The sequence below is a fragment of the Sporosarcina aquimarina genome (genome assembly GCF_033253705.1).
Lineage (GTDB): Bacteria > Bacillota > Bacilli > Bacillales_A > Planococcaceae > Sporosarcina > Sporosarcina aquimarina.
On the sequence record NZ_JAUBDH010000004.1, the window covers coordinates 54,391 to 74,790 of the forward strand.

The following is a 20,400-nucleotide window of genomic DNA, read 5'->3' on the forward strand; positions in this document are numbered from 1 at the left end:
TTTTGTGCGATTCAATTGAATTTAATGGGTATACTACCTGTAAGGAGTTGATGATGACATGTCTGCAAAAAATTCAGATCGATTTATTATTGCCTATAATCGTATTGAAAAAACACTCTCTAAAAAAGTGGATGAAAGTGGATTTCTGCCGTTTTATCGTCTCATTGAAAAAGCAAAAGTCAAAAATTCAGTAGTTCGTAATTATGAAGAAGACTTACGGGAATTTGGTGATTTGCGAAACGCGATTGTTCATCACCGAACGGGGTTAGACTACGTGATTGCCGAACCGCATGATGATATAGTGGAACTGATTGAATTGATTGAACGCAAAGTAAGCAACCCGTTGAATGTGGGCGCGCTATTCGGTTGTAAGGTACATACGTTAAAAGCATCAGACCCCCTTACGACTGCCCTTAGGCTAATGCAGCACAACAAATTTGGCCAGGTGCCGATCTACGAAAATGACAAATTCAAAGGACTCATTACAGCTGCTGGTATTACTCATTGGCTCGCGGGCCAATCGACAGAGAAAACTATTTCCCGGGAAATACCGACACTTTCTGACGTGTACAACTATGAAAAACGTAAAGAATCGTTTGAATTTGTCAAAAAAGATCTATCTGTGTATGAAGCGGAGGATTATTTTAAACGTGCTATTTCAAAGGGGACGCGCCTTGAGGCGCTTCTAATCACGGAGAATGCCGGCCATAATGAGGAGTTGATTGGGATTATCACCCCTTATGATTTGTTGAAGATTGACTGATGGAACTGCGATTCGGGAGTGATGAATGATTGAGCGCCCATAAACACCGAGAAACGGTCATCACTTATGGAGTGAACCATATCTATAAGCCCGGATAAGTAATTCCTAAAGAAATACCTCCATACCTCTGCATTGGCAGACGATTGGAGGTGTTTTTTGTCATCCTGTATGGACACGATCATAGGAATACTTAAAACTTTCTTTCTTAGGACGAATCAGCAAGAAAAATAACGTAAGCGGTCCGATTCTTCCTAAAAACATAACTGCGCAAATAATCCACTCTCCAACGGGACTTAAATCACCGGTAATTCCTGCAGATAATCCTACGGTCCCGAATGCCGATACCGTCTCCATTAACAGAGGCAAGAAAGGAAAACTTTCTGTGATGGTCAACATGAAGAACGCAGTAAATACGAGCATGGAGCTAACCGCTGCGATTGCAAGAGAGCGAAAAATGATTTCCGATTTAACCGTGCGTTTGAATAAATGTGGTTCCGTCATCCCTCGGAAATAGGCAAGTGTTGCGACTACAATAACGATAAACGTAGTCAATTTAATACCTGATGCTGTAGAAGCGCTGCCTCCGCCGATAAACATCAGGAGTAAAGTAAGTAAAAGAGAACTGTCTTCCATGTCTCCCACATGTACCATGTTGAATCCAGCTGTTCTAGGAGTTACCGCTTGAAAATAAGACGTCAGTACTTTGTCTCCTATCGGCATGCTGCCGATGGTTTTCATGTTGTGATATTCCAGAGCAAATAATAGAACTGTTGCAATAAGATTAATCGTCAGTGTCCCGGCAAGCATGATTTTTGTATGGAGGGACCATTGTTTGCGAGAACGTTTTGTCACAACGTCCATGACAACTGTAAAGCCAAGTCCTCCGATGATGAAGAGGGAGGATAGAATGAGAGTGACAGGCAAGTCTCCCGCAAATCCTATTAAGTTTTCAGGGAATAACGAAAAACCAGCGTTGTTAAAAGCGGAAATAACATGGAATAGACTATAGTAAAGACCGTGTTTCCAGCCAAATTCCGGAACCCATAAAAGAGATAATAAAATAAATGCTATTCCTTCTGTTATGAATACAAAACCTAAAATGTTTTTCAAAAACTTGACGGTTCCTCCTAATGATTGCTGGCTGAAGGACTCCTGGAGAAACATACGGTTTTTCATCCCGACCCTTCGTTTTAGCAGCATTAAAAGGGCTACTGCAAATGCCATTAATCCGACCCCGCCTATTTGGATCAGGGCAAGCAACACAATCTCCCCAAACAGTGTAAGAGTAGATGCTATGTCAAAGACACTTAGCCCCGTAACAGTTGTCGCGGAGGTTGCAGTAAATAATGCGTTTGTCCATGTAATTGGCGCAGTCGTTGCAAATGGCAGTTTAAGTAACACAGTTCCAATTAGTATCGTAATCATAAAACTGGTAGCAATCAGAACTGGGGGAGTTAGCCGTCTTTTCTTATGAATGAACGAGGTGAACACCGGAAGACCTCCTTGGCTAATGGGATATGTTATTGTTTGATTATTGATCGAATCGAAAAAATTACAATAGGTCAATAGATGGAATAAACCGGAAAGTTAAAAGGTATGTTCATCAATAAGTTCAACGTGATAGGAGATAGTTAACTTGAATCTAGAAACTGGAAACATCCCTTCCTCACCAGCTGCACTGGAGTTCAACTGTGTAAGTTATAGTGTCAAACAAACAAAAATTATTAAAGAAGTAAGCGGACGGATTCATAAAGGAAAGATTACGGCATTAATCGGACCGTCCGGAGCAGGAAAGACAACATTGCTTAAACTGTGTAATGGGCTCATCAGTCCAGTGAGCGGAGCGATATACGTAGAAGACGAGAGAATTGAAGAACAATCTCCAATGTCAGTCAGAAGACGTGTCGGAATTGTGCTTCAAAATTCTCCTATGGTACATGGTACAGTCCGTGATAACTTAGCACTTCCTTTACAACTGCAAGGACTCGCATTGTCTGATGAACGAGCAACCACGATTATGGACCGTGTCGGACTTCCAGCCTCTTTGCTAACCCGAGACGCCCGCGAACTCTCAGGAGGTCAAAAGCAAAAAGTATCAATCGCTCGTACTTTAATCAATCAATCTCAAATTTTGTTGTTAGATGAAATCACAGCTTCTCTGGACCCCTCATCACTTCAGGAAATAGAAGAATTGATTGTTAAATTGAATGAAACGGAACAGATTACCGTTGTTTGGATCACCCATAACCTTGAACAGGCTAGCCGGGTAGGAGATTACTTTTGGGTGATGATGAATGGGGAATTGCGTGCTGAAGGTTCTAAGGAAGATATACATGCATCTGAGGATGAACAAGTGAAGCGGTTCATGAAAGAGGTGTTGTCATGAGTTGGATGACATTAAGTTTAACGCTGATTTTTGTATTCATCCCTCTGTTATTATCAAAAACGCTCAATCTAGGTCTGGAACGAGATACGATTATCGCAACAGTGCGCTCGACTGTCCAGCTTATTGCGGTTGGGTTTGTATTGAAGTTTGTGTTCGACTCCAATCATTCTGTGTTCATCCTTTTCATGGTGCTATTGATGATTATAGCGGCGGTACAAAATGCCCGCCACAAAGGGAAAGCAATTAAGGGGATTACGTGGAAGTTATTTGTCACGTTTGTCGCAATTGAAGCGTTGACACAAGCCGTGCTGCTCGGGTTACATATTGTTCCTGCTACTGCTCAGTATATTATTTCATTAAGTGGCATGGTGATCGGGAATTCGATGGTTCTTGCGATTTTGTTTTTAAACCGATTCACGGCTGAAGTAGAAGCGCACCGGGAGGAAAGTGAATTGATTCTATCCCTCGGCGGTACGCCTAAACAGTCCATCAATCGTCAGTTGCTGAAAGCGATTCAGGCGAGTATGATTCCGACGATTGAAAGTCAGAAAACAATAGGACTTGTTCAACTGCCAGGTATGATGAGCGGACAAATCATTGCAGGTGCGGATCCAATTCAGGCAGTCCAGTTCCAATTGCTTGTTGTGTTTTTACTTCTAGCCACTGCAGCCATGACGAGTGTTTTGCTCGGCTTTTTGTCTTATAGAAGTTTGTTTTCAGAACGTATGCAATTGTTGAAGATGGAATCGGACTAATTCAGGATCAGCGCTGTGTCAGTCTTCTAGATAGCGGATAAATGCCTATGCTTTGAAAGACAAGGGATAGAAGGACGACCGCGAATCCAAGAGAAACGATGAGGTCAGCATCTCCGTTCGCTTCTGCTTCTAAACTAAGCAGCAAGAACACGGACATCGTTCCACGAATGCCGGACCAGGATAGAAGGAAGGCATCACTAAAACTAATGCGCTGTTTTAATCCGTCAAAAACTTGCATCGTTCCAGAGATGACTAAAAATCGTATGAAAACCGAAACGAGAAAGATGATAACCGCGAGTATCCAGTGATCAAACAAAAGGTATTTTGCTGATGTAATTCCGATCAGTAAAAATAGCAGCGAAAGCAAGGCGGGTTCTATCACTTCCCAAAACCCATTTAGTGCTGTCCTGTATTCTTTCTCGTTCGCAGTACGTTCAAGTTCCGCGGATAACATGACTCCAGCTGACACCGTCGCAAGGACACCCGAAAAGCCAAAGAATTCGGCAAGGTGAAAAACTCCGTAAGCAATGACAATGCTGAGCAGAACTTGGTTTTCTTTTTGAGGAGCAAGGTGGAGGGCTTTACTGAAAAGCCATCCGATGAGTAAACCAAGTCCCGCGCCCCCGATGGATACATATAGAAAGTCTCCAAAAAAGGACAGCAGATGAAAAGATGTGCCGTTGGTAAACATACCGAGGAACACTCCGAATAGAACAACGCTTGTCCCGTCATTAATCATCGACTCACCGTCCACGATTTGAGAAATGGCGGGATCGTCTGTAGATTGTCTCAAGATCGAAACGACGGACACTGGATCAGTTGGCGTAAGAATGGATGCAAATAATAAAGCCCCTACGAACGTAATGCTGATGAACAGTCCGCCAAACGCATAGACAAAGCCGCCAAGTGCCATCGCAGTTAAGATTAGACCGATTGTACTAAGCGTCCCAATCACTCCTTTATGGGTGCTCAGGGCTTTTGCAGAGTATTGATAAGCGGAGACAAACAGAAGTCCAGGAAGGAAAACGTCATAGATGACATCTTTGGATACGGACATGTTGGAGAAGTAGGGGATGAAGGACAATCCAATTCCAACGAGTACCAGAAATACGGGCAGCGGAAAGTTCTTTTGCCACCGATCGATTGTAATCGCGGCATAACCGATTGTAAGTAATAGCGTAATTTGTACAGCAACCATAACTTCTCACCCTTCCCTCCACTTATTCCATCTGTACCACTGGATGTAGGGGTTGAAACGGATGAAAGAGGATGGTAAGTAGTCTTGACCTGAGGAACACAACAAAAAAACACTCAGCCGACAACCCTAAAGTTGCCAGCTAAGCAGCTTTTCCTTTCACTCCTGAAATTGTTGAAACATATCACCTAAGCAAGTAACCATCCGACTCATCACAGCGCCGCTTCCTAAAGCCGCGGCTGTGCTGCAGGCTTCTAACACTTCCTGCTCCGAACACCCTGCGTCTACACAGCCTTTGGCATGAAAAGCAATACAAGTTTCATCTCCTGCATATACACTGACAGCTAGCGCAATCAGTTGCTTCTGCTTCCCGTCAAGTGCGCCCTCTGCAAAACAACTTTCAGTAAAGTTATGAAAGCCGCTGCCGATTTTAGGTAATTGTTCAGTGAAGTGGCTAACCCCTTCTTTGTACCTTTTTAACACGCCGTCTGCTGAATAATCATCCATCTGTCAAACACCCTCCTGTTCAATTCAGGAGTAGCATATGTATTTTTGCACCAATCATACGGTTACAGCATTACGACTTGTCGCGAAATAAGACGAGTTCAGGAAGAAGTTCGTCACCCACCTCCAACGTGATAAATGAATAGAAGGGCAACTTTCTTTTGTCTGTAGGCGATCCGGGATTCATAAGAAGAGTCCCTTTAAAATACTTAATAACTGGAATGTGCGAGTGACCAAAGACAATGGCATCCACGGACTCGTCAGCAAATGCTTCTACCGCACGTTGTTCAGTTGTTTTCTTTTCACCATGCCCATGGACTAAACCAATTCGCAATCCACCCACTTCAATGACTTGCTGCGCCGGAACAATAGTGCGGATCTCTTCACCATCGACATTCCCATAGACACCTACCACTTCCGTGTATGCAGAGAGTGTTTCATATACGTCAGGTGAACGCCAATCCCCTGTATGAATGATCAAGTCAGCCTTGCTGCAAGCAGCCAGCAAACGCTCTGGTAATTTTTTGCCTCTGCCTGGAATGTGAGTATCACCAGTGATGATTACTTTTACACTCATTTCACTCCATCCTTTCCTGAACATAATAATGTTCATAAAGCTGTGTCAGTCATATCACTTCGCTGAGGTAAGCAAACGTAATGTTTGTTGTTTTTCAACCAGTTTTTCGGTATCAAGCGCTTCAAAAAAGGAGTGGTCAAATCGGTTCCATACATATTCACTAATCCGACGAACATCATACAACGTTGCTTCGCAAGACGAACGGGCACGTGCAATGTAAAGAAGGGAATCTAGCATTGCGTTTAGTACACTTGCGTCTTGTCGTCCGTAAAAACTCATTTGGCTGTAAGCTGCATATAGATAATCTTTAAAACTAAAACGGGGAACTATCAAGCTGGGCCGGTTTTCTTTTGTATACGTAACTGTCATCCCGCCGGGTAAGCGGGAAGCGCATTGCAGAACTTCGCCCAAAGAGTGTATGCAGCGCACTGCAGTATTTGGATCATTGATACCTGGCGAAAGGGTGCGAAGCCCAATTTCAGAAATTTTTTCAATTCCGTATTCTATATCTTGAAGGGTCGATCGTTCCACACCTATTTTAAAATGAGCAGATAGATCGGTTTCAGGAAGTGTCTGTTGATGATAAACCGTCGCCAAGGTAGTCTCTGTTCCTGCAAATGATCCGATTGGAGTAGTCACGTCTATCACCGCATCATTCTTTTCAGCCCATTCTCTCAACGCATCAAAGTGAATATACTGTACATAACCAAATGTAGTACTTTTAAATTCCGTGACCCGAGAATAATCCGTGCTGAGTGAAGGTTTTTCATTTGTCGTCACAACAGGGTCTTCATTTACGATTGCTTGGTTACTTTCAATCGTACGCAGCACATCCTCTACAAGCTCTCGAATAAGACGGCTCACTTGAATGGACGTACCGACTTTATGGATGAAGTATGCAAAAAATGCTAAACAGACAACAGCTAAAAATACAGCAACTGAAGCTGAAATGACTTCATGTGTAATCGATTGTTTCCTCATGAACAGCAGCGACAAAATGGAATAGACAAAACCACCCATGAATAGCCCCAGTACACGTTGAGTAGAAGGTGCATTTAAAAAGGTTTGCAGCGTTCGCGGTGAAAATTGAGAAGAATACATGGTGAGTACGACCATGATTGTAGAGAATGTGATTGTTGTCATTGTAAGAAGTGCACCTGAAATCGTCCCTAAAATCGTTTGAGCCAAATCGACCGAAGTCCTTAGATATGAAGGGATGTAATCTTTCACTTCAGCATTGAACGTTGTATCGATGAGTACAGTTGCTAACGATAGAAGTGAGGCAAGAACAGAATAGAAACTGGGAATGAACCAAATGCTCTCACGCATTTTTATAATCAATCTTTTGAGCATTTAGTGTGGCCTCCTGTCCATAGTGAACGCGTACTTTTCGTTACTACTAGCGTACCCTTCAATTCAAATGTAAAAACAGAAACACATGCGTTATGAAACTTTCCAATACACAATACGTAATATAGAAAAGCAATAATAAAAACAGCCGTCCCTCCTTTTGGAAGAACGACTGTAAAGTTAATCAATTACTTTATCAAGAAACTGTGAAAGTTTTGCTTCATACTCACCCGTGATATTGTCAAACGCTTTCGTATGACCCGCATCTGGTACAATCCATAACTCGTTATCACCACTAGCTGCATCAGACAACTCTGCAGCCATTTCAGTAGGAACCAAGTCATCTGCGTCTCCATGAATCAGCAGCAAAGGAACTTCGTTATTTTTTACTTGCTTCACTGCAGATGCTTCTTGAAGCGTATAGCCAGCGCGTATTTTAGCAATGACACTCGTCACGTCAAGTAAAGGAAATGCTGGTAATCCATAAATGGATTTCAGCTGATGCGAGAGTTCTTTCTTCACAGTACTGTAAGCACTGTCGGCGATAATTCCTTTTACTTGCGGAGGCAGCTGTTCACCACTTGTCATTAAAACGGTTGCCGCTCCCATGGAATTTCCTTGCAAAATGATTTGTTCCGCGTCATGCTGTTGAATGAGATATTTAATCCAATCTTTGTAGTCTAGGCGTTCATGCCAGCCGTAACCAATATAATCGCCTTCACTGTCTCCATGACCGCGTGCATCAGGGAGCAGAATATCGAATCCTCGATCGTAATAAAACTTGGCGTATTTCCCCATGTCTTCGCCAGTATTGCGGAAACCGTGGGCAAGAATGATTGCTTTATGTGTATTGCTTTTATCGTTTTTGATGAATTGGGCTTTGAGTTTTAAATGATCATAGGACTGCATCGTAATTGTATTTTTAGGCTGATCAGCATACCAGTCTTTCGCTTCTTTTAACAGTAGCTGGTCTGGTTCACTAGCCAGTTCGTTAACAGCTGCAGGCTCGCTATGAAGTTTTACTTCAGTGCCGCGCTTAATGCCTTGGTCGTAAAAGTAATTGCCGGCAAAGACTAACGCAACTAGCAATACAACAATGAGTGTACTGACAGCAATTGCTATTTTTCTTTTCAAAAAATTCCACCCCCTAAAAATTAGTGTACCATCTTTTTCATCAAATGGGAGTGACAAGTTCTAAGGAGGACAATTCATGAATTTAAAACCATTACTTACAATTTGGAGCAGACCGACTGAAACATTACGGTACTTGAAGGACGAGACAAATACAGGTTATGCTATTCTTATTTTTGCCATCGCCGCACTTGCCTCGGGGGGGTACCAAGCAGGAAGTTCAGGGTTACTTAGCAATTTACCACTGGGTGCGCTCATTCCACTGTTCATCTTATTCACATTTGTGGGTGCCCTCATTTCGTGGGTGATTGGCGCAGCAATCTACCACTGGATAGGAAAAGCGATGTTTGGGGGAACCGGTACATTTGCTGATATGCTCCGTGTTGTGCCGGGTACTACACTACCCACCATTTGGCTGGCACCAGTCAACTATCTAGTGATTTTGGGTTATGGAAAGTTAGCATTCGAAGCACCCCCTGCAGAAGCGTTAGCGATAACGAACCTGCCAATGGGAGTCTACTTGATCTCTATGTTTCTGACATTTGCAGTTGGAATTTATAGTACAGTCATATCATGTAAAGGAATCGGTATAGTACATGGATTCTCCGCATGGCGAGGTCTTGGGGTCGTTCTCGTTACGGTCGTCATTGCCATTATCGCATCTATCGTGATTTCATTAATAATCGGGATCATTTTCGCTTCAATCTTTACACTATAATCACAAAAAAACCGGAATCCCCATTTAAGGGGTTCCGGTTTTTGTAATCATTGAAGTGATTTATCGTAAGTATAAACCAACACAGTAAATCATAATTAATAGACTTTATCGCCATTAAAAATGGAATTCTTCACAATGGCATAATCCACTGTACGAATGGCGTCTAGGCTCTTACCGCCTGAATAGGAAATGGACGACTGCAAATCTTGCTCCATTTCAGTAAGAGTATCTTGAAGGGGACCTTTGTATTCTACATACATTTTCTTACCTTCAACGTTTTTCTTTTCGCCTTTTTGAAACTCTGAAGCAGAACCGAAGTACTCTTTGAACTGCTCGCCGTCACGCTCAACTGTTTGACCAGGTGATTCCTCGTGGCCTGCAAAGAGTGAACCGATCATCACCATACTTGCGCCAAAACGGACTGATTTTGCAATATCCCCGTGTGTGCGGATACCGCCATCGGCAATAATTGGCTTCGAGGCAGCTTTTGCACACCAGCGAACTGCTGCTAGTTGCCAGCCGCCTGTACCGAAACCGGTCTTTATCTTTGTGATACACACTTTACCAGGCCCGATACCGACTTTTGTTGCATCAGCTCCAGCATTCTCAAGTTCACGTACGGCTTCTGGTGTACCAACGTTACCCGCAATAACAAAACTCTCAGGTAAGTGCTTTTTAATATGTTGAATCATACGGATCACGGCGTTAGAATGACCGTGCGCAATATCAATTGTAATATAATCAGGAATTAGTGAATCTGCAGCAAGCTGTTCCACAAATCCATACTCGTCTTCTTTAACACCAACACTAATTGAAGCAATTAGTCCTCGGCTATGCATGTCACGGATGAATGCTGGACGAGATGCAGGGTCAAAACGGTGCATAATATAGAAATAACCGCCTTCAGCAAGTTGAATGGCAATTTTTTCGTCAATGATTGTCTGCATATTAGCAGGAACGACAGGCAAGCGGAATGTATGTTTTCCTAGTTTAACGGAAGTATCACATTCAGAACGGCTGTCTACGATACATTTAGCGGGAATTAGTTGAATATCTTCATAATCGAATACTACATCCATTATTGAACACTCCTAAAAGCGAATAATTTGTTTGAGGCGAGCTATAATTGTTCGTCCTTATGTAATGTACAAGATTCTGGGGTTGTTGTCAAACAATTATTAGACTATTTTTGGGGTTTCTAAAATTGTGATTGATAGCCTGCTGTGTCAATATAAAGTAAACACATAGTTTTCTATTGAAAGCGTTATCAAAATGAGAGAGGAAGGACATCTATGGCCTTTTTATTGAAGCGGAGTAAATTATTTATTTTCCTGATTTTCATTCTTATGCTAGTGGGGGTTTATACGTTTTTAACTCTCCCGAAGCGAGAGATTCCTGAAACACCCGTAGATCTAGTGATGGTATCCTCTATTCTTCCAGGTGCAGAACCAGAAGAAGTCGAAAGAACCGTGACAAATCCGCTTGAAAGGGCAGTTAAGAAAGTGGACGGCATCGATACGATGAAGTCAGTTTCTGCAAATTCAGCTTCGATTATTACTCTGTCATTGAAGGATGGAATCGATTCCGAACAGACGATTAACAAATTACAGCAAGAAGTCCAGCGTTCTGCGAGTGAACTGCCTGAAAATGCACAAACGCCTGAAGTGAAAAAACTCGATTTGGCCTTTCCGCTCGTTTCTTATATGTTTACAGGAGACGAAACGGCGCTTGCGGACTTAGAGACCTCATTCGCAACTCTATCAGATGACCTCCAGTCTATAGAAGGAGTCGCAGGAACCACTGTCAAAGGATTTGCAGAGAAGGAAGTTATGATCACACTGGATCCTGACAAATTAGCTGAAAATCGTCTACAGCCATTTGATGTGCTCAATGTGCTGCAGCAAGCGAATCAGCCGCTGTCACTGGGAACACACGATGACGGCAAAGAGCGTGTCGTCTTAACCGTGAAACAGGATGAGGGAATTGAAAGACTGAAACAATTACAAATTGGAGATGCTGCAATTCCGCTGTCTAAATTAGCCGATATTGGAGAAGTGGCAAAAGATGCGAAGGACATTGTTACGTTTGACGGACAATCAGCAATTTCCTACACAGTTTTCCTACAGCCTGGCCAAGACATCCCTTCTATGGATAAAACCATTGCAAAGAAACTGGATCGTTATATGGAAGATCTTCCTAAAGAAGTAACAGCTCATACGTATGAATCTCAAGCTGAAAATGTGAACTCAATTTTTGATAGTTTGTATATTTCATTACTCATTGCGGTTATTGCCGTACTCGTGGTGACAACTGCTGGACTGACATTGTACGGTTCGTTTGCAGTTGCGTTGACCGTTCTCGCATCTGTGCTTGTCGGCCTGATTCCAATTCCATTTATGGGGGGTGACTTGAATCAGATTTCAGTCATTGGGCTTATTATCGCTATCGGAATTCTGGTCGATGACAGCATCGTTGTGAATGACAACATTCAGCGGCGATACAAACTTGGGGATTCACCTCTGGATGGTGCTGTAAACGGTGTCAAAGAAGTGTATACATCCATTATCTCTTCCAGTTTGGCAATTGTTGTAACGTTTTCACCGCTGCTTTTGCTTTCGGGAGGAAATGGTGCATTCATTAAAGCACTGCCAAGTATATTAATTACAACTATTATTGCTTCAACTGTATTATCCGTAACGCTCGTTCCAATGCTTCAATACATCAAAACGAAAAAACGCAATAAAAAAATATCGGATACTCCAGGATTCTTAGGAAAGCCTTTGGAGAAAATCGCGGTATTCTATTCAGAAAAAGTATTGCGCACTGTTTTAAAAAGACCGTTACTTGTAGGGATTGGCGGGCTAGTTATCGCGACAGGACTGCTGTTCTTAGCGATGCTGACACCGTTCGAATTCTTCCCAGCTGCGGACAAAGAAGAAGTGACCATGAATGTCCGGCTCGCGGCAGGGACGACAATAGACGAAACAAATAACGAAATCCAAAAGATTATTGACGAAGTTTCAAGCGAAGATGAAAACGTAAAAGAAACGGCCATTTTCACAGGCAGCGGGTTACCGAATCTATTTGCTGCTTCTATGGAGAATACGGGTGAAAATACCGGGCAAGCCGTATTCCGTATTAAAAAAGACAATACAAGTGCTTCTGAATTCATCGACAAGTGGGAACCGGAATTACGCGATCGTTTTAGCGATGCGGAAATCTTCCTGGATACAATTGTTCAAGGACCGCCCGTCGGTGCTCCGGTGACTGTGACGATTAAAGGCGAGGATATCGACCAGCTCGCACAGCTGCGAGATGACTTGAAAAATCGCTTGCTTGAAAAGGGCGCAGACATTGTAACGGATAACTTAGGAGAACCCGTTCCAGCAATTCAGTATGAGCCGAATCGTCAAGCACTTGAGGACAATGGGATTTCCTTAAGCTTAGTAACGAATCAGCTGCAGCTGCTGACGCAAGGTGTCCCTTTGTTCAAGTTGTATGAAGGGGATATTTCAAAGCAAGTTGTATTAAAGGAAAAAGGTGTGAACGAAGGGGAGGAGATAGACCTTTCGCAAAGTGTTGTCCCTTCCATGACAACCCAAGGTCCACCTAAACTTATTCCGTTGAATGAATTGCTTTCTTCGGAAAAAACATCTCTTATTGCACAAGTTCCTCATGAAAAGGGGGAGCGTGCGATTACGCTGAAAGCATATGGCGATGCAGATGGATTTAAAGCGGGTATGTTAGACGCCGCAGATACAGAGAAGAAAGATTTACCAGAAGGCTATACGATTTCGACTGGCGGCGAGAATTCAGATCAACAGGCATTCTTTGCAGAAATCGGTATTCTGTTCCTAGTCGTTCTGTTACTCGTGTACCTAGTAATTGCATTCCAATTCAAATCGTTCAGTCTGCCGTTACTCGTTTTGTTTGCGGTGTATCTCGGTATTTCTGGTGCGATCCTAGGATTGTTCATCACACAGACGCCTCTCAGCTTCCTTGGCGTCATGGGGATTGTGTCGTTGACAGGGATTGTTGTACGAAATGCAGTGGTGCTCATCGATTTCGTAGAAGCACGCCGTCTCCTTGGCAATATGGATGTCATTGAAGCGATCGTTGAATCAGGCTACGCACGTATCAAGCCAATCATCCTGACTTCACTGACGTCGATTGTTGCCTTGATACCAGTGGCTGTCTCCGGTGACCCATTGTTTGAAGCACTGGCAATTACAATCATTGCCGGGCTGGCATTCTCAAGTTTGTTTACATTAGTGATGATACCATCGTTGTATCTGGTATATTACAAACTGATCGGACGTAAAGCAGAACGTGTTTAATAGAACAAAAAAATCCACAGCCATCCAGCTGTGGATTTTTTGTATTCATTTTATCGTGCATTGCTTAACGCAACGGCTATTTTAGCTCCAACTACTGCATTATGTTTCACAAGTGCAATGTTGGCGACTAAACTTTTGCCGTCTGTAAGATCTTTAACTTTTCCTAGCATGAAGGGTGTAACATCTTTTCCTTTAATGCCTTTTTCTTTTGCTTCAGTTAAGGCCTCGTCAATAATTTTGTTAATCATTTCAGGGTCAAGTTCATCTGCTTCAGGGATCGGATTCGCAATTACAGCTCCGCCTGCAAGCCCCAGATGCCATTTCACAGCTAGTGTATCCGCAATAACTTCAGGATTGTCCGCACGGAAGTTTACAGGGAATCCACTCTTACGTGTATAGAATGCAGGCAATTCATCCGTTTCATATCCGATAACAGGTACACCTTTTGTCTCCAGGTATTCCATCGTCAAGCCAATATCCAGAATCGATTTGGCACCTGCACAAACAACAGCGACGTCTGTTTTCGCAAGTTCTTCTAAATCTGCAGAGATGTCCATTGTCGTTTCAGCTCCACGGTGTACTCCACCAATTCCACCTGTTACAAACATACGGATTTCAGCAAGATCTGCACAAATCATAGTTGCAGCGACAGTGGTAGCTCCGAGTTGCTTTGTTGCAAGTAAGTGTCCGATATCCCGACGTGAAACTTTTGCTACATTATCACTTTTCCCGAACATTTCAAGCTCATCGTATGACAAACCGATCTTAATTTGACCGTCAATTAGTGCAATTGTTGCGGGAACAGCACCGTTGTCGCGGATAATTTGTTCTACGGCACGTGCAGTTTCCACGTTTTGTGGATAAGGCATTCCGTGAGAGATGATTGTCGATTCTAGTGCCACGATTGGCTGTCCAGCGGCTTTAGCGTTTAAAACTTCTTCTGAGAAGACGATATATGATTTCATTTGTATTCCTCCAGTTCGTTTTTTAATCCATTGGCAGTTAGTTCTGGTCTGACGGTGTAATCTGATGCAAGTGTTTTTGCTGCATTTACGAGTCCGTAAGCAATTGCGTCATTAAGGGGATATTCAGAAACCGCGGCGTGCAGAACGCCTGATACGAAGGCATCTCCAGCGCCTGTAACGTCCTCTACCGAAACGCCAGGAATTGCTGGGTGATGGAGAATGGCACGTGTACTTCGATCACCAGCCATCACGCCTTTTTTACCACGTGTAATAATTGCATGTTCGGTTCCGGAGTTGAGGAGTTCCGAAACCGCAGCCTTCCAATCCTCTTCCGAGTCAATGGTAACTCCGGTTAACGTTTCAGCTTCATCCTCATTGCAGATGAACCACGTCAGACCTTCTAGAGTATCAGGTAAGTTTGCCATTTTAGGGCCTGAGACAGGAACGACAGCAAGCGGAACTTGGTGTCGGATGGCGGCACCCCGAATAACTTCTGCCGTTTCTTTCGTTACATTAAGATCCATAACAATCATCTTTGCGCGTGCCAAATGACGTTCTAGAGAAGTGATGTATTCTGCGTTCAAAGCTGAATAAACGTCCATTACCGCCATTGCAATAACGAGCTCACCATGGCTATCCAATACTGCGGAATAGGATCCTGTAGATGCATCTGGAAGTAACTGGACAGAGGTCAAATCCATATAAGGAGATGAATGCGTTGCAATCAAGTCCCAGTCTGCATCTTTACCCGCAGTTGTAAGCAATCGGACGGGATGATCTAGCCGCCCTAGGTTTTCAGCAATGTTACGCGCAACGCCGCCAATCGTGACGGAGAGTTCAGCAGGATTAGAAGTTCCTGAAGCAACCTGTCCAACTACATGGAACTTCCTATCGACGTTTGCGCCGCCAATACAAATGATTTCGTCTTCTGGAGCTAACACATACGCTCTTCCAGTGATGTACCCGCGTTTTGTTAATGATGATAATAGATTAGCTGCTGCAGGTCTTGAGAGACCCAGATTGTCTGCCAATTCTTGTTGGGAATAGTAAGGATTTTGACGCAGCAGCCGGATGAGCTGTTGTTCTTTTTCGTTCATCTTCAACACCTCCTCACTCTCTTTAAACTTATGTTTACATTATAAACATAAGTTTATTGCGTTGCAAATCAAATGTTTAACCTTTTCTAGATGACTCTTTTTTCTAAAAAGCGTACACTCGAAAGTGGACAGGCGAAAGCCGGATTAGATTTACGGTTTTTTAGCCTAATAATGAAAGATTCATTTACTAGAGGAGGGTTTTTATGGCAAACCAACATACCGAAACTAAACTACAATGGGACACACCTGAAACGCTGCGTGCGTTACTATGTGAGCTTGTGAGCTGGGAAAGCAGAACCACAACCGAAGGAGAAAAAGCCTTCCCGCATCGCCTCGCAGAAAGATTACGAAGCATTCCTTACTTTGAATCGCATTCTGAACAGGTAGAATTACATGATGCAGGTCTTGGCCGGAATTCTGTCACCGCGTTATATAAAAACCATGAAGCACAAGACACAATCGTGCTCATCAGCCATTACGACACAGTTTGGACAGAGGAATATGGCGCGCTTGAACCCTTCGCATTTCATCCAGAGGAGCTAACTGCAAAATTACATGAATATAAAGAAGAACTGCCTGAAGAAGCAATAAACGATTTAGAATCAGGAGAGTATTTGTTTGGCCGCGGAACTATGGATATGAAAATGGGACTGGCATTACATATGTCTTTAATAGAAAAAGCGTCCTTAGAACAATGGCCAGTTAACTTAGTTCTGCTTGCTGTACCGGACGAAGAGGTAAGCTCAGCCGGAATGCGTACTGCAGTTAAGTCACTCGTTCGCATGAAGCAGGAACATGACTTAACATATACGTTGTTCTTAAATGGCGAACCCGTTTTCTCTCAAGAGCCAGGCGACCCGAAAGAGTACATTTACTCTGGTTCCATTGGTAAAATCATGCCTGCTGCCTTGTTTTATGGAAAAGAAACGCATGTTGGAGAACCGTTAAAAGGAATTACTTCAACATTTATGGCGTCATTCTTAACGCAGCGTATGGAATGGAATAATATTTTTGAAGAAACAGATCATGGGGAAACGACACCGCTGCCTGTTACATTGCAGCAAAAAGATTTAAAAGCGCACTACTCTGTGCAAACACCATATCGCTCGACTGCACTTTACAACGTCTTCACAATGAGACGTACAGCAGCAGAAGTGATGGAGTTATTTGAAGATATCGCAAAGGATGCAGTCCAAGCATGTAGTGCAGCATATACTGAAATTAGTAAACGTGAAGGAATTGCTAAGGTGGGGGAAATCAACCTGCTCAAGTTCGAGGAATTGATGGATTACGCCAATAACAAATTAGGCGAAGCTGAAGTGAAACGGATTATTACGGAAGTGTCAGGTGATTGGGAACTCGATGATCGCGACAAATCATTTAAAATCGTTGATGTGCTCATGATTGAATGCCAAGAGCTTGCACCTGCAACCGTTCTATTATTCGCACCGCCATATTATCCTGCCGTGAATACATCAGACGATGCACTCGTTCAGGAGCTTGTCACACTCATGCAAGATAAAGCAATTTCACTCGGAACTGAAGTTTCACAAATCCACTATTTCAATGGGATTAGTGATTTAAGTTATGTCCATTATGAAGATGAAGGAACAGGCTGGAAATCATTTGAACGAAATACACCTGTATGGGGTGCAACTTATTGGATGCCGTTTGAAGAGATGAAAGCGCTCGATGCGCCTGTTTTGAATGTTGGACCGTTTGGTAAAGACGCCCACCAGCGCACAGAAAGACTGCATATCGAAAGTGCATTCGTTCGTCTTCCTCAAATGTTAGAGACGCTTGCCCAACACTTTTGTGGGAAGTAACGCAGCAGAACAGGATAGAGAAAGCTTGTTTAGTTAACCATATACATGAATAGACGGAAGGAGAGTGAATGAGATGGCAAATTTCTTTAAAAAAATGGCTCAGTCGCTAAAAGGGGATACGTCAGCCAAAGATCAGCAGCCAAAGACAGAAACACGTGGTACAAAAGACATTGAAGAGGAAGCTTTTGTCATGCCGATTGATGGAACTGTTATTCCATTATCGAAAGTACCTGATCCTGTATTCGCACAGGAAATGATGGGGCCAGGATTTGCAATTGACCCTTTAGGAGATACAATCTGCTCGCCTGTCGACGGTAAGGTTGTGAGCGTGTTTCCGACAAAACACGCGATTGGACTGGAATCGGATTCAGGCGTGGAAATCTTAATTCATGTAGGTTTGGATACGGTTAAATTGAACGGGGAAAGTTTCGGTCTGTTGGTTGAAAACGGCCAATCAATAAAGCGCGGAGATGCTCTTTTGAAAATTGATGTCGACTATATTCGAGCAAACGCACCCTCTGCTATTACCCCGGTCATTTTCACAAACACGGGGAAAGAGAAAATCCATTTACTGAAGGAAGGCAGCCTAACGAGCGGTGAAAGTGGTCTCGTTCGTGTAGATGCTTAAAGAAAAATAGACAAAAAGTCGATTGCAGAACTCGCTGCAATCGCTTTTTTATGCATATCCGAAAACTTTTTAACATAAATTCGTAAAAACGCTTACATTCTTTCTGTTTTTTTGGTTTAATTGGTATAGACAACTAGACCAATAGAACGGTATAGTGAATAGTAAGATAACTAAAAAGGAGTGAGAAGAAGATGATGAACTTTATTCAGCGCATCGGTAAATCTTTGATGTTTCCGATTGCGACCTTGCCGGCAGCTGCTTTGCTTTTACGACTTGGGCAGCCTGACCTGCTAAACATTCCGCTAATCGCTGCAGCGGGAGATGGAATTATTGGTAACTTAGCTCTAATCTTTGCCATTGGTATCGCAATGGGATTTGCTCATGATAATAGTGGCGGAGCAGCATTGGCCGGGGCTGTCGGTTTCTTGGTACTTACTAGTGCTTTAAAAGCAGTCGATGAATCAATCAACATGGGTGTCTTCGGCGGTATCATTTCCGGTATTGTTGCTGGAGCTCTTTACAACCGTTTTTATAATATAAAACTTCCTGATTTCCTAGCATTCTTTGGTGGACGAAGATTCGTCCCTATTGTTACAGCAGCTACAATGACAGTACTTGCAGGTGTTCTCTTCTTTGCATGGCCGCCAATTCAAAGTGTTATCGATAGTATCGGTAACTGGGTACTCGGCGCAGGAACACTTGGGGTAGGCGCATATGGATTCTTAAACCGTCTATTGATCCCTACAGGCCTTCACCACGTTATTAACACAGTAGTTTGGTTCGACTTCGGTACATTCACTGATGCAAGTGGAGAAGTTGTTAAAGGGGAAATCAACCGATTCCTTAAGGGAGATCCAACAGCAGGACCATTCTTGTCCGGTTTCTTCCCGATTATGATGTTTGGTCTTCCAGCAGCATGTCTTGCAATGTATGCTGCAGCAAAAAAGGAAAAGAAGGCAATTGTCGGCGGTATGCTATTCAGTATCGCATTCACTTCATTCCTAACTGGTATTACAGAGCCGATCGAATTCGCGTTCATGTTCCTTTCACCAGTTCTATATGTAGTGCACGCATTGCTAACAGGTGCGTCAATGATCGTTTCGTATATGTTTGACGTCCATCATGGGTTCGGATTCTCAGCAGGTGCAATTGACTACGTCCTGAACTTTGGATTGGCACAAAATCCATTGATTCTTCTAGTCATCGGTCTCGTATTCGGTGTCATCTACTTTGTAGTCTTCTACTTCCTTATTGTGAAGCTAGACTTGAAAACACCAGGCCGTGAAGATGACGAAGATATGGTAGAAGATACTGCAGTCTACAGCGACGATATCGTTGAAGTTAAGGCTTATCACACAATTGAAGCGCTTGGAGGTCTTGACAATATTCAAGCCATTGACTACTGTACAACTCGTTTACGTCTAACTGTTAAAAATTCTGATGTTGTCGATGAAAAAGAATTGAAGCGTTATGGCGCGATGGGTTACATGAAGATTAGTAAAACAAACGTTCAAGTCGTTATCGGAACAGCTGTTGAATTCTTAGCTGAAGCGATGAAACGACGCATGAAGAACGGAAACCCAGCTCCGAAGACAGAAGAGTCCATGGAACTGGATACACAGCCGCACAGTGTTAAAGCATTACCTGAATCTGATTTCCATATGCCGATTGACGGAGACATCATTGAGCTTTCAGAAGTTCCAGATGAAGTGTTTGCGAAGGAAATGATGGGGCCTGGTTTCGGAATCATGCCGAAAGGGAAAACGATTCATTCACCGATTGACGGTAAAGTCGTCAGCGTATTCCCGACAAATCATGCCATTGGTCTAGAAACAGATACAGGGGTAGAAGTTCTCATCCACGTAGGACTTGATACAGTAAAGTTAAACGGTAAAGGATTTGAATTGCTTGTAGAAAACGGTCAGCTTATTCAGCGAGGCGATGCATTGTTGAACATTGACTTAGACTACATCAAAGCAAATGCTCCGTCCGTTGTAACACCTGTCATCTTTACGAACGTTGATAAAGCCAACTTGCATATTTTGAAAACAGGTTTCCAACGTAAGGGTACAGACTCAATTGTAAAAGTTGATGAATAATAAATGATTACGCCGGCGGGAGAGACGACAGTCACTCTTCCGGCGTATTTTCTTAAGGAGTGGACGACG

General features: G+C 43.1%; 17 protein-coding genes. 8 read left to right on the plus strand and 9 right to left on the minus strand.

Going from position 1 to position 20,400, the window contains the following annotated elements; all coding sequences use genetic code 11:
- Positions 1–58 precede the first annotated feature (58 nt).
- A complete protein-coding gene (locus QT716_RS07420) occupies positions 59–763 on the plus strand; it encodes a CBS domain-containing protein (protein WP_317935430.1) in 705 nt (234 codons plus the stop codon).
- A gap of 159 nt (positions 764–922) precedes the next feature.
- Here QT716_RS07420 and QT716_RS07425 read toward each other — a convergent pair whose 3' ends face one another.
- Positions 923–2,254: a TrkH family potassium uptake protein gene (locus QT716_RS07425; RefSeq protein ID WP_398292773.1), complete on the minus strand. Its 1,332-nt coding sequence runs from the start codon at positions 2,252–2,254 to the stop codon at positions 923–925.
- 145 nt (positions 2,255–2,399) lie between these two features.
- On the opposite strand from QT716_RS07425, the gene QT716_RS07430 reads away from it, so the two are divergent.
- The gene (locus QT716_RS07430; protein WP_317935431.1) at positions 2,400–3,149 is read left to right on the plus strand and encodes an ABC transporter ATP-binding protein; all 750 of its coding nucleotides are present in this window, start codon (positions 2,400–2,402) and stop codon (positions 3,147–3,149) included.
- Positions 3,146–3,904: an ABC transporter permease gene (locus tag QT716_RS07435; protein ID WP_317935432.1), complete on the plus strand. Its 759-nt coding sequence runs from the start codon at positions 3,146–3,148 to the stop codon at positions 3,902–3,904. The genes QT716_RS07430 and QT716_RS07435 overlap by 4 nt, the downstream gene beginning before the upstream one ends.
- Positions 3,905–3,911: 7 nt before the next feature.
- On the opposite strand, the gene QT716_RS07440 is transcribed toward QT716_RS07435, so the two are convergent.
- From QT716_RS07440 to QT716_RS07460, 5 genes are all read right to left on the minus strand, one after another.
- A complete protein-coding gene (locus QT716_RS07440; RefSeq protein ID WP_317935433.1) occupies positions 3,912–5,102 on the minus strand; it encodes a cation:proton antiporter in 1,191 nt (396 codons plus the stop codon).
- Positions 5,103–5,258: 156 nt separating this feature from the next.
- Positions 5,259–5,606, minus strand: a complete 348-nt coding sequence (locus QT716_RS07445; RefSeq protein WP_317935434.1) for a carboxymuconolactone decarboxylase family protein — start codon at positions 5,604–5,606, stop codon at positions 5,259–5,261.
- Positions 5,607–5,676: 70 nt separating this feature from the next.
- Positions 5,677–6,180 (minus strand): metallophosphoesterase family protein, encoded by a 504-nt coding sequence (locus QT716_RS07450; protein ID WP_317935435.1) that lies wholly within the window; start codon positions 6,178–6,180, stop codon positions 5,677–5,679.
- A gap of 54 nt (positions 6,181–6,234) precedes the next feature.
- Positions 6,235–7,533 carry a DUF2254 domain-containing protein gene (locus QT716_RS07455; RefSeq protein ID WP_317935436.1) on the minus strand — a complete coding sequence of 433 codons (1,299 nt, stop codon included), beginning with the start codon at positions 7,531–7,533 and terminating at the stop codon, positions 6,235–6,237.
- 177 nt (positions 7,534–7,710) lie between these two features.
- Positions 7,711–8,664, minus strand: coding sequence for an alpha/beta hydrolase (locus tag QT716_RS07460; protein ID WP_317935437.1), 954 nt, complete (start codon positions 8,662–8,664; stop codon positions 7,711–7,713).
- A gap of 76 nt (positions 8,665–8,740) precedes the next feature.
- On the opposite strand from QT716_RS07460, the gene QT716_RS07465 reads away from it, so the two are divergent.
- Positions 8,741–9,379: a Yip1 family protein gene (locus QT716_RS07465; protein ID WP_317935438.1), complete on the plus strand. Its 639-nt coding sequence runs from the start codon at positions 8,741–8,743 to the stop codon at positions 9,377–9,379.
- Positions 9,380–9,474: 95 nt separating this feature from the next.
- Here the strand turns inward: QT716_RS07465 and guaC are convergent, their stop codons facing one another.
- A complete protein-coding gene (guaC, locus tag QT716_RS07470; RefSeq protein ID WP_317935439.1) occupies positions 9,475–10,458 on the minus strand; it encodes a GMP reductase in 984 nt (327 codons plus the stop codon).
- Between the two features lie 213 nt (positions 10,459–10,671).
- Between guaC and QT716_RS07475 the strand changes: the two genes are divergently transcribed.
- Positions 10,672–13,716, plus strand: a complete 3,045-nt coding sequence (locus QT716_RS07475) for an efflux RND transporter permease subunit (RefSeq protein WP_317935440.1) — start codon at positions 10,672–10,674, stop codon at positions 13,714–13,716.
- Positions 13,717–13,766: 50 nt separating this feature from the next.
- On the opposite strand, the gene QT716_RS07480 is transcribed toward QT716_RS07475, so the two are convergent.
- The gene (locus tag QT716_RS07480; RefSeq protein ID WP_317935441.1) at positions 13,767–14,681 is read right to left on the minus strand and encodes a pseudouridine-5'-phosphate glycosidase; all 915 of its coding nucleotides are present in this window, start codon (positions 14,679–14,681) and stop codon (positions 13,767–13,769) included.
- Complete coding sequence (locus QT716_RS07485) at positions 14,678–15,778, minus strand: carbohydrate kinase (RefSeq protein WP_317935442.1); 1,101 nt, start codon at positions 15,776–15,778, stop codon at positions 14,678–14,680. The genes QT716_RS07480 and QT716_RS07485 overlap by 4 nt, the downstream gene beginning before the upstream one ends.
- A gap of 203 nt (positions 15,779–15,981) precedes the next feature.
- On the opposite strand from QT716_RS07485, the gene QT716_RS07490 reads away from it, so the two are divergent.
- The 3 genes from QT716_RS07490 to nagE all read left to right on the plus strand — a co-directional run bounded on the left by QT716_RS07490 (position 15,982) and on the right by nagE (position 20,331).
- Positions 15,982–17,604: a M20/M25/M40 family metallo-hydrolase gene (locus QT716_RS07490; RefSeq protein WP_317935443.1), complete on the plus strand. Its 1,623-nt coding sequence runs from the start codon at positions 15,982–15,984 to the stop codon at positions 17,602–17,604.
- Between the two features lie 73 nt (positions 17,605–17,677).
- Complete coding sequence (locus QT716_RS07495) at positions 17,678–18,232, plus strand: PTS sugar transporter subunit IIA (protein WP_317935444.1); 555 nt, start codon at positions 17,678–17,680, stop codon at positions 18,230–18,232.
- Positions 18,233–18,423: 191 nt separating this feature from the next.
- The gene (nagE, locus tag QT716_RS07500) at positions 18,424–20,331 is read left to right on the plus strand and encodes an N-acetylglucosamine-specific PTS transporter subunit IIBC (protein ID WP_317935445.1); all 1,908 of its coding nucleotides are present in this window, start codon (positions 18,424–18,426) and stop codon (positions 20,329–20,331) included.
- The last annotated feature ends 69 nt before the right edge of the window (positions 20,332–20,400 follow it).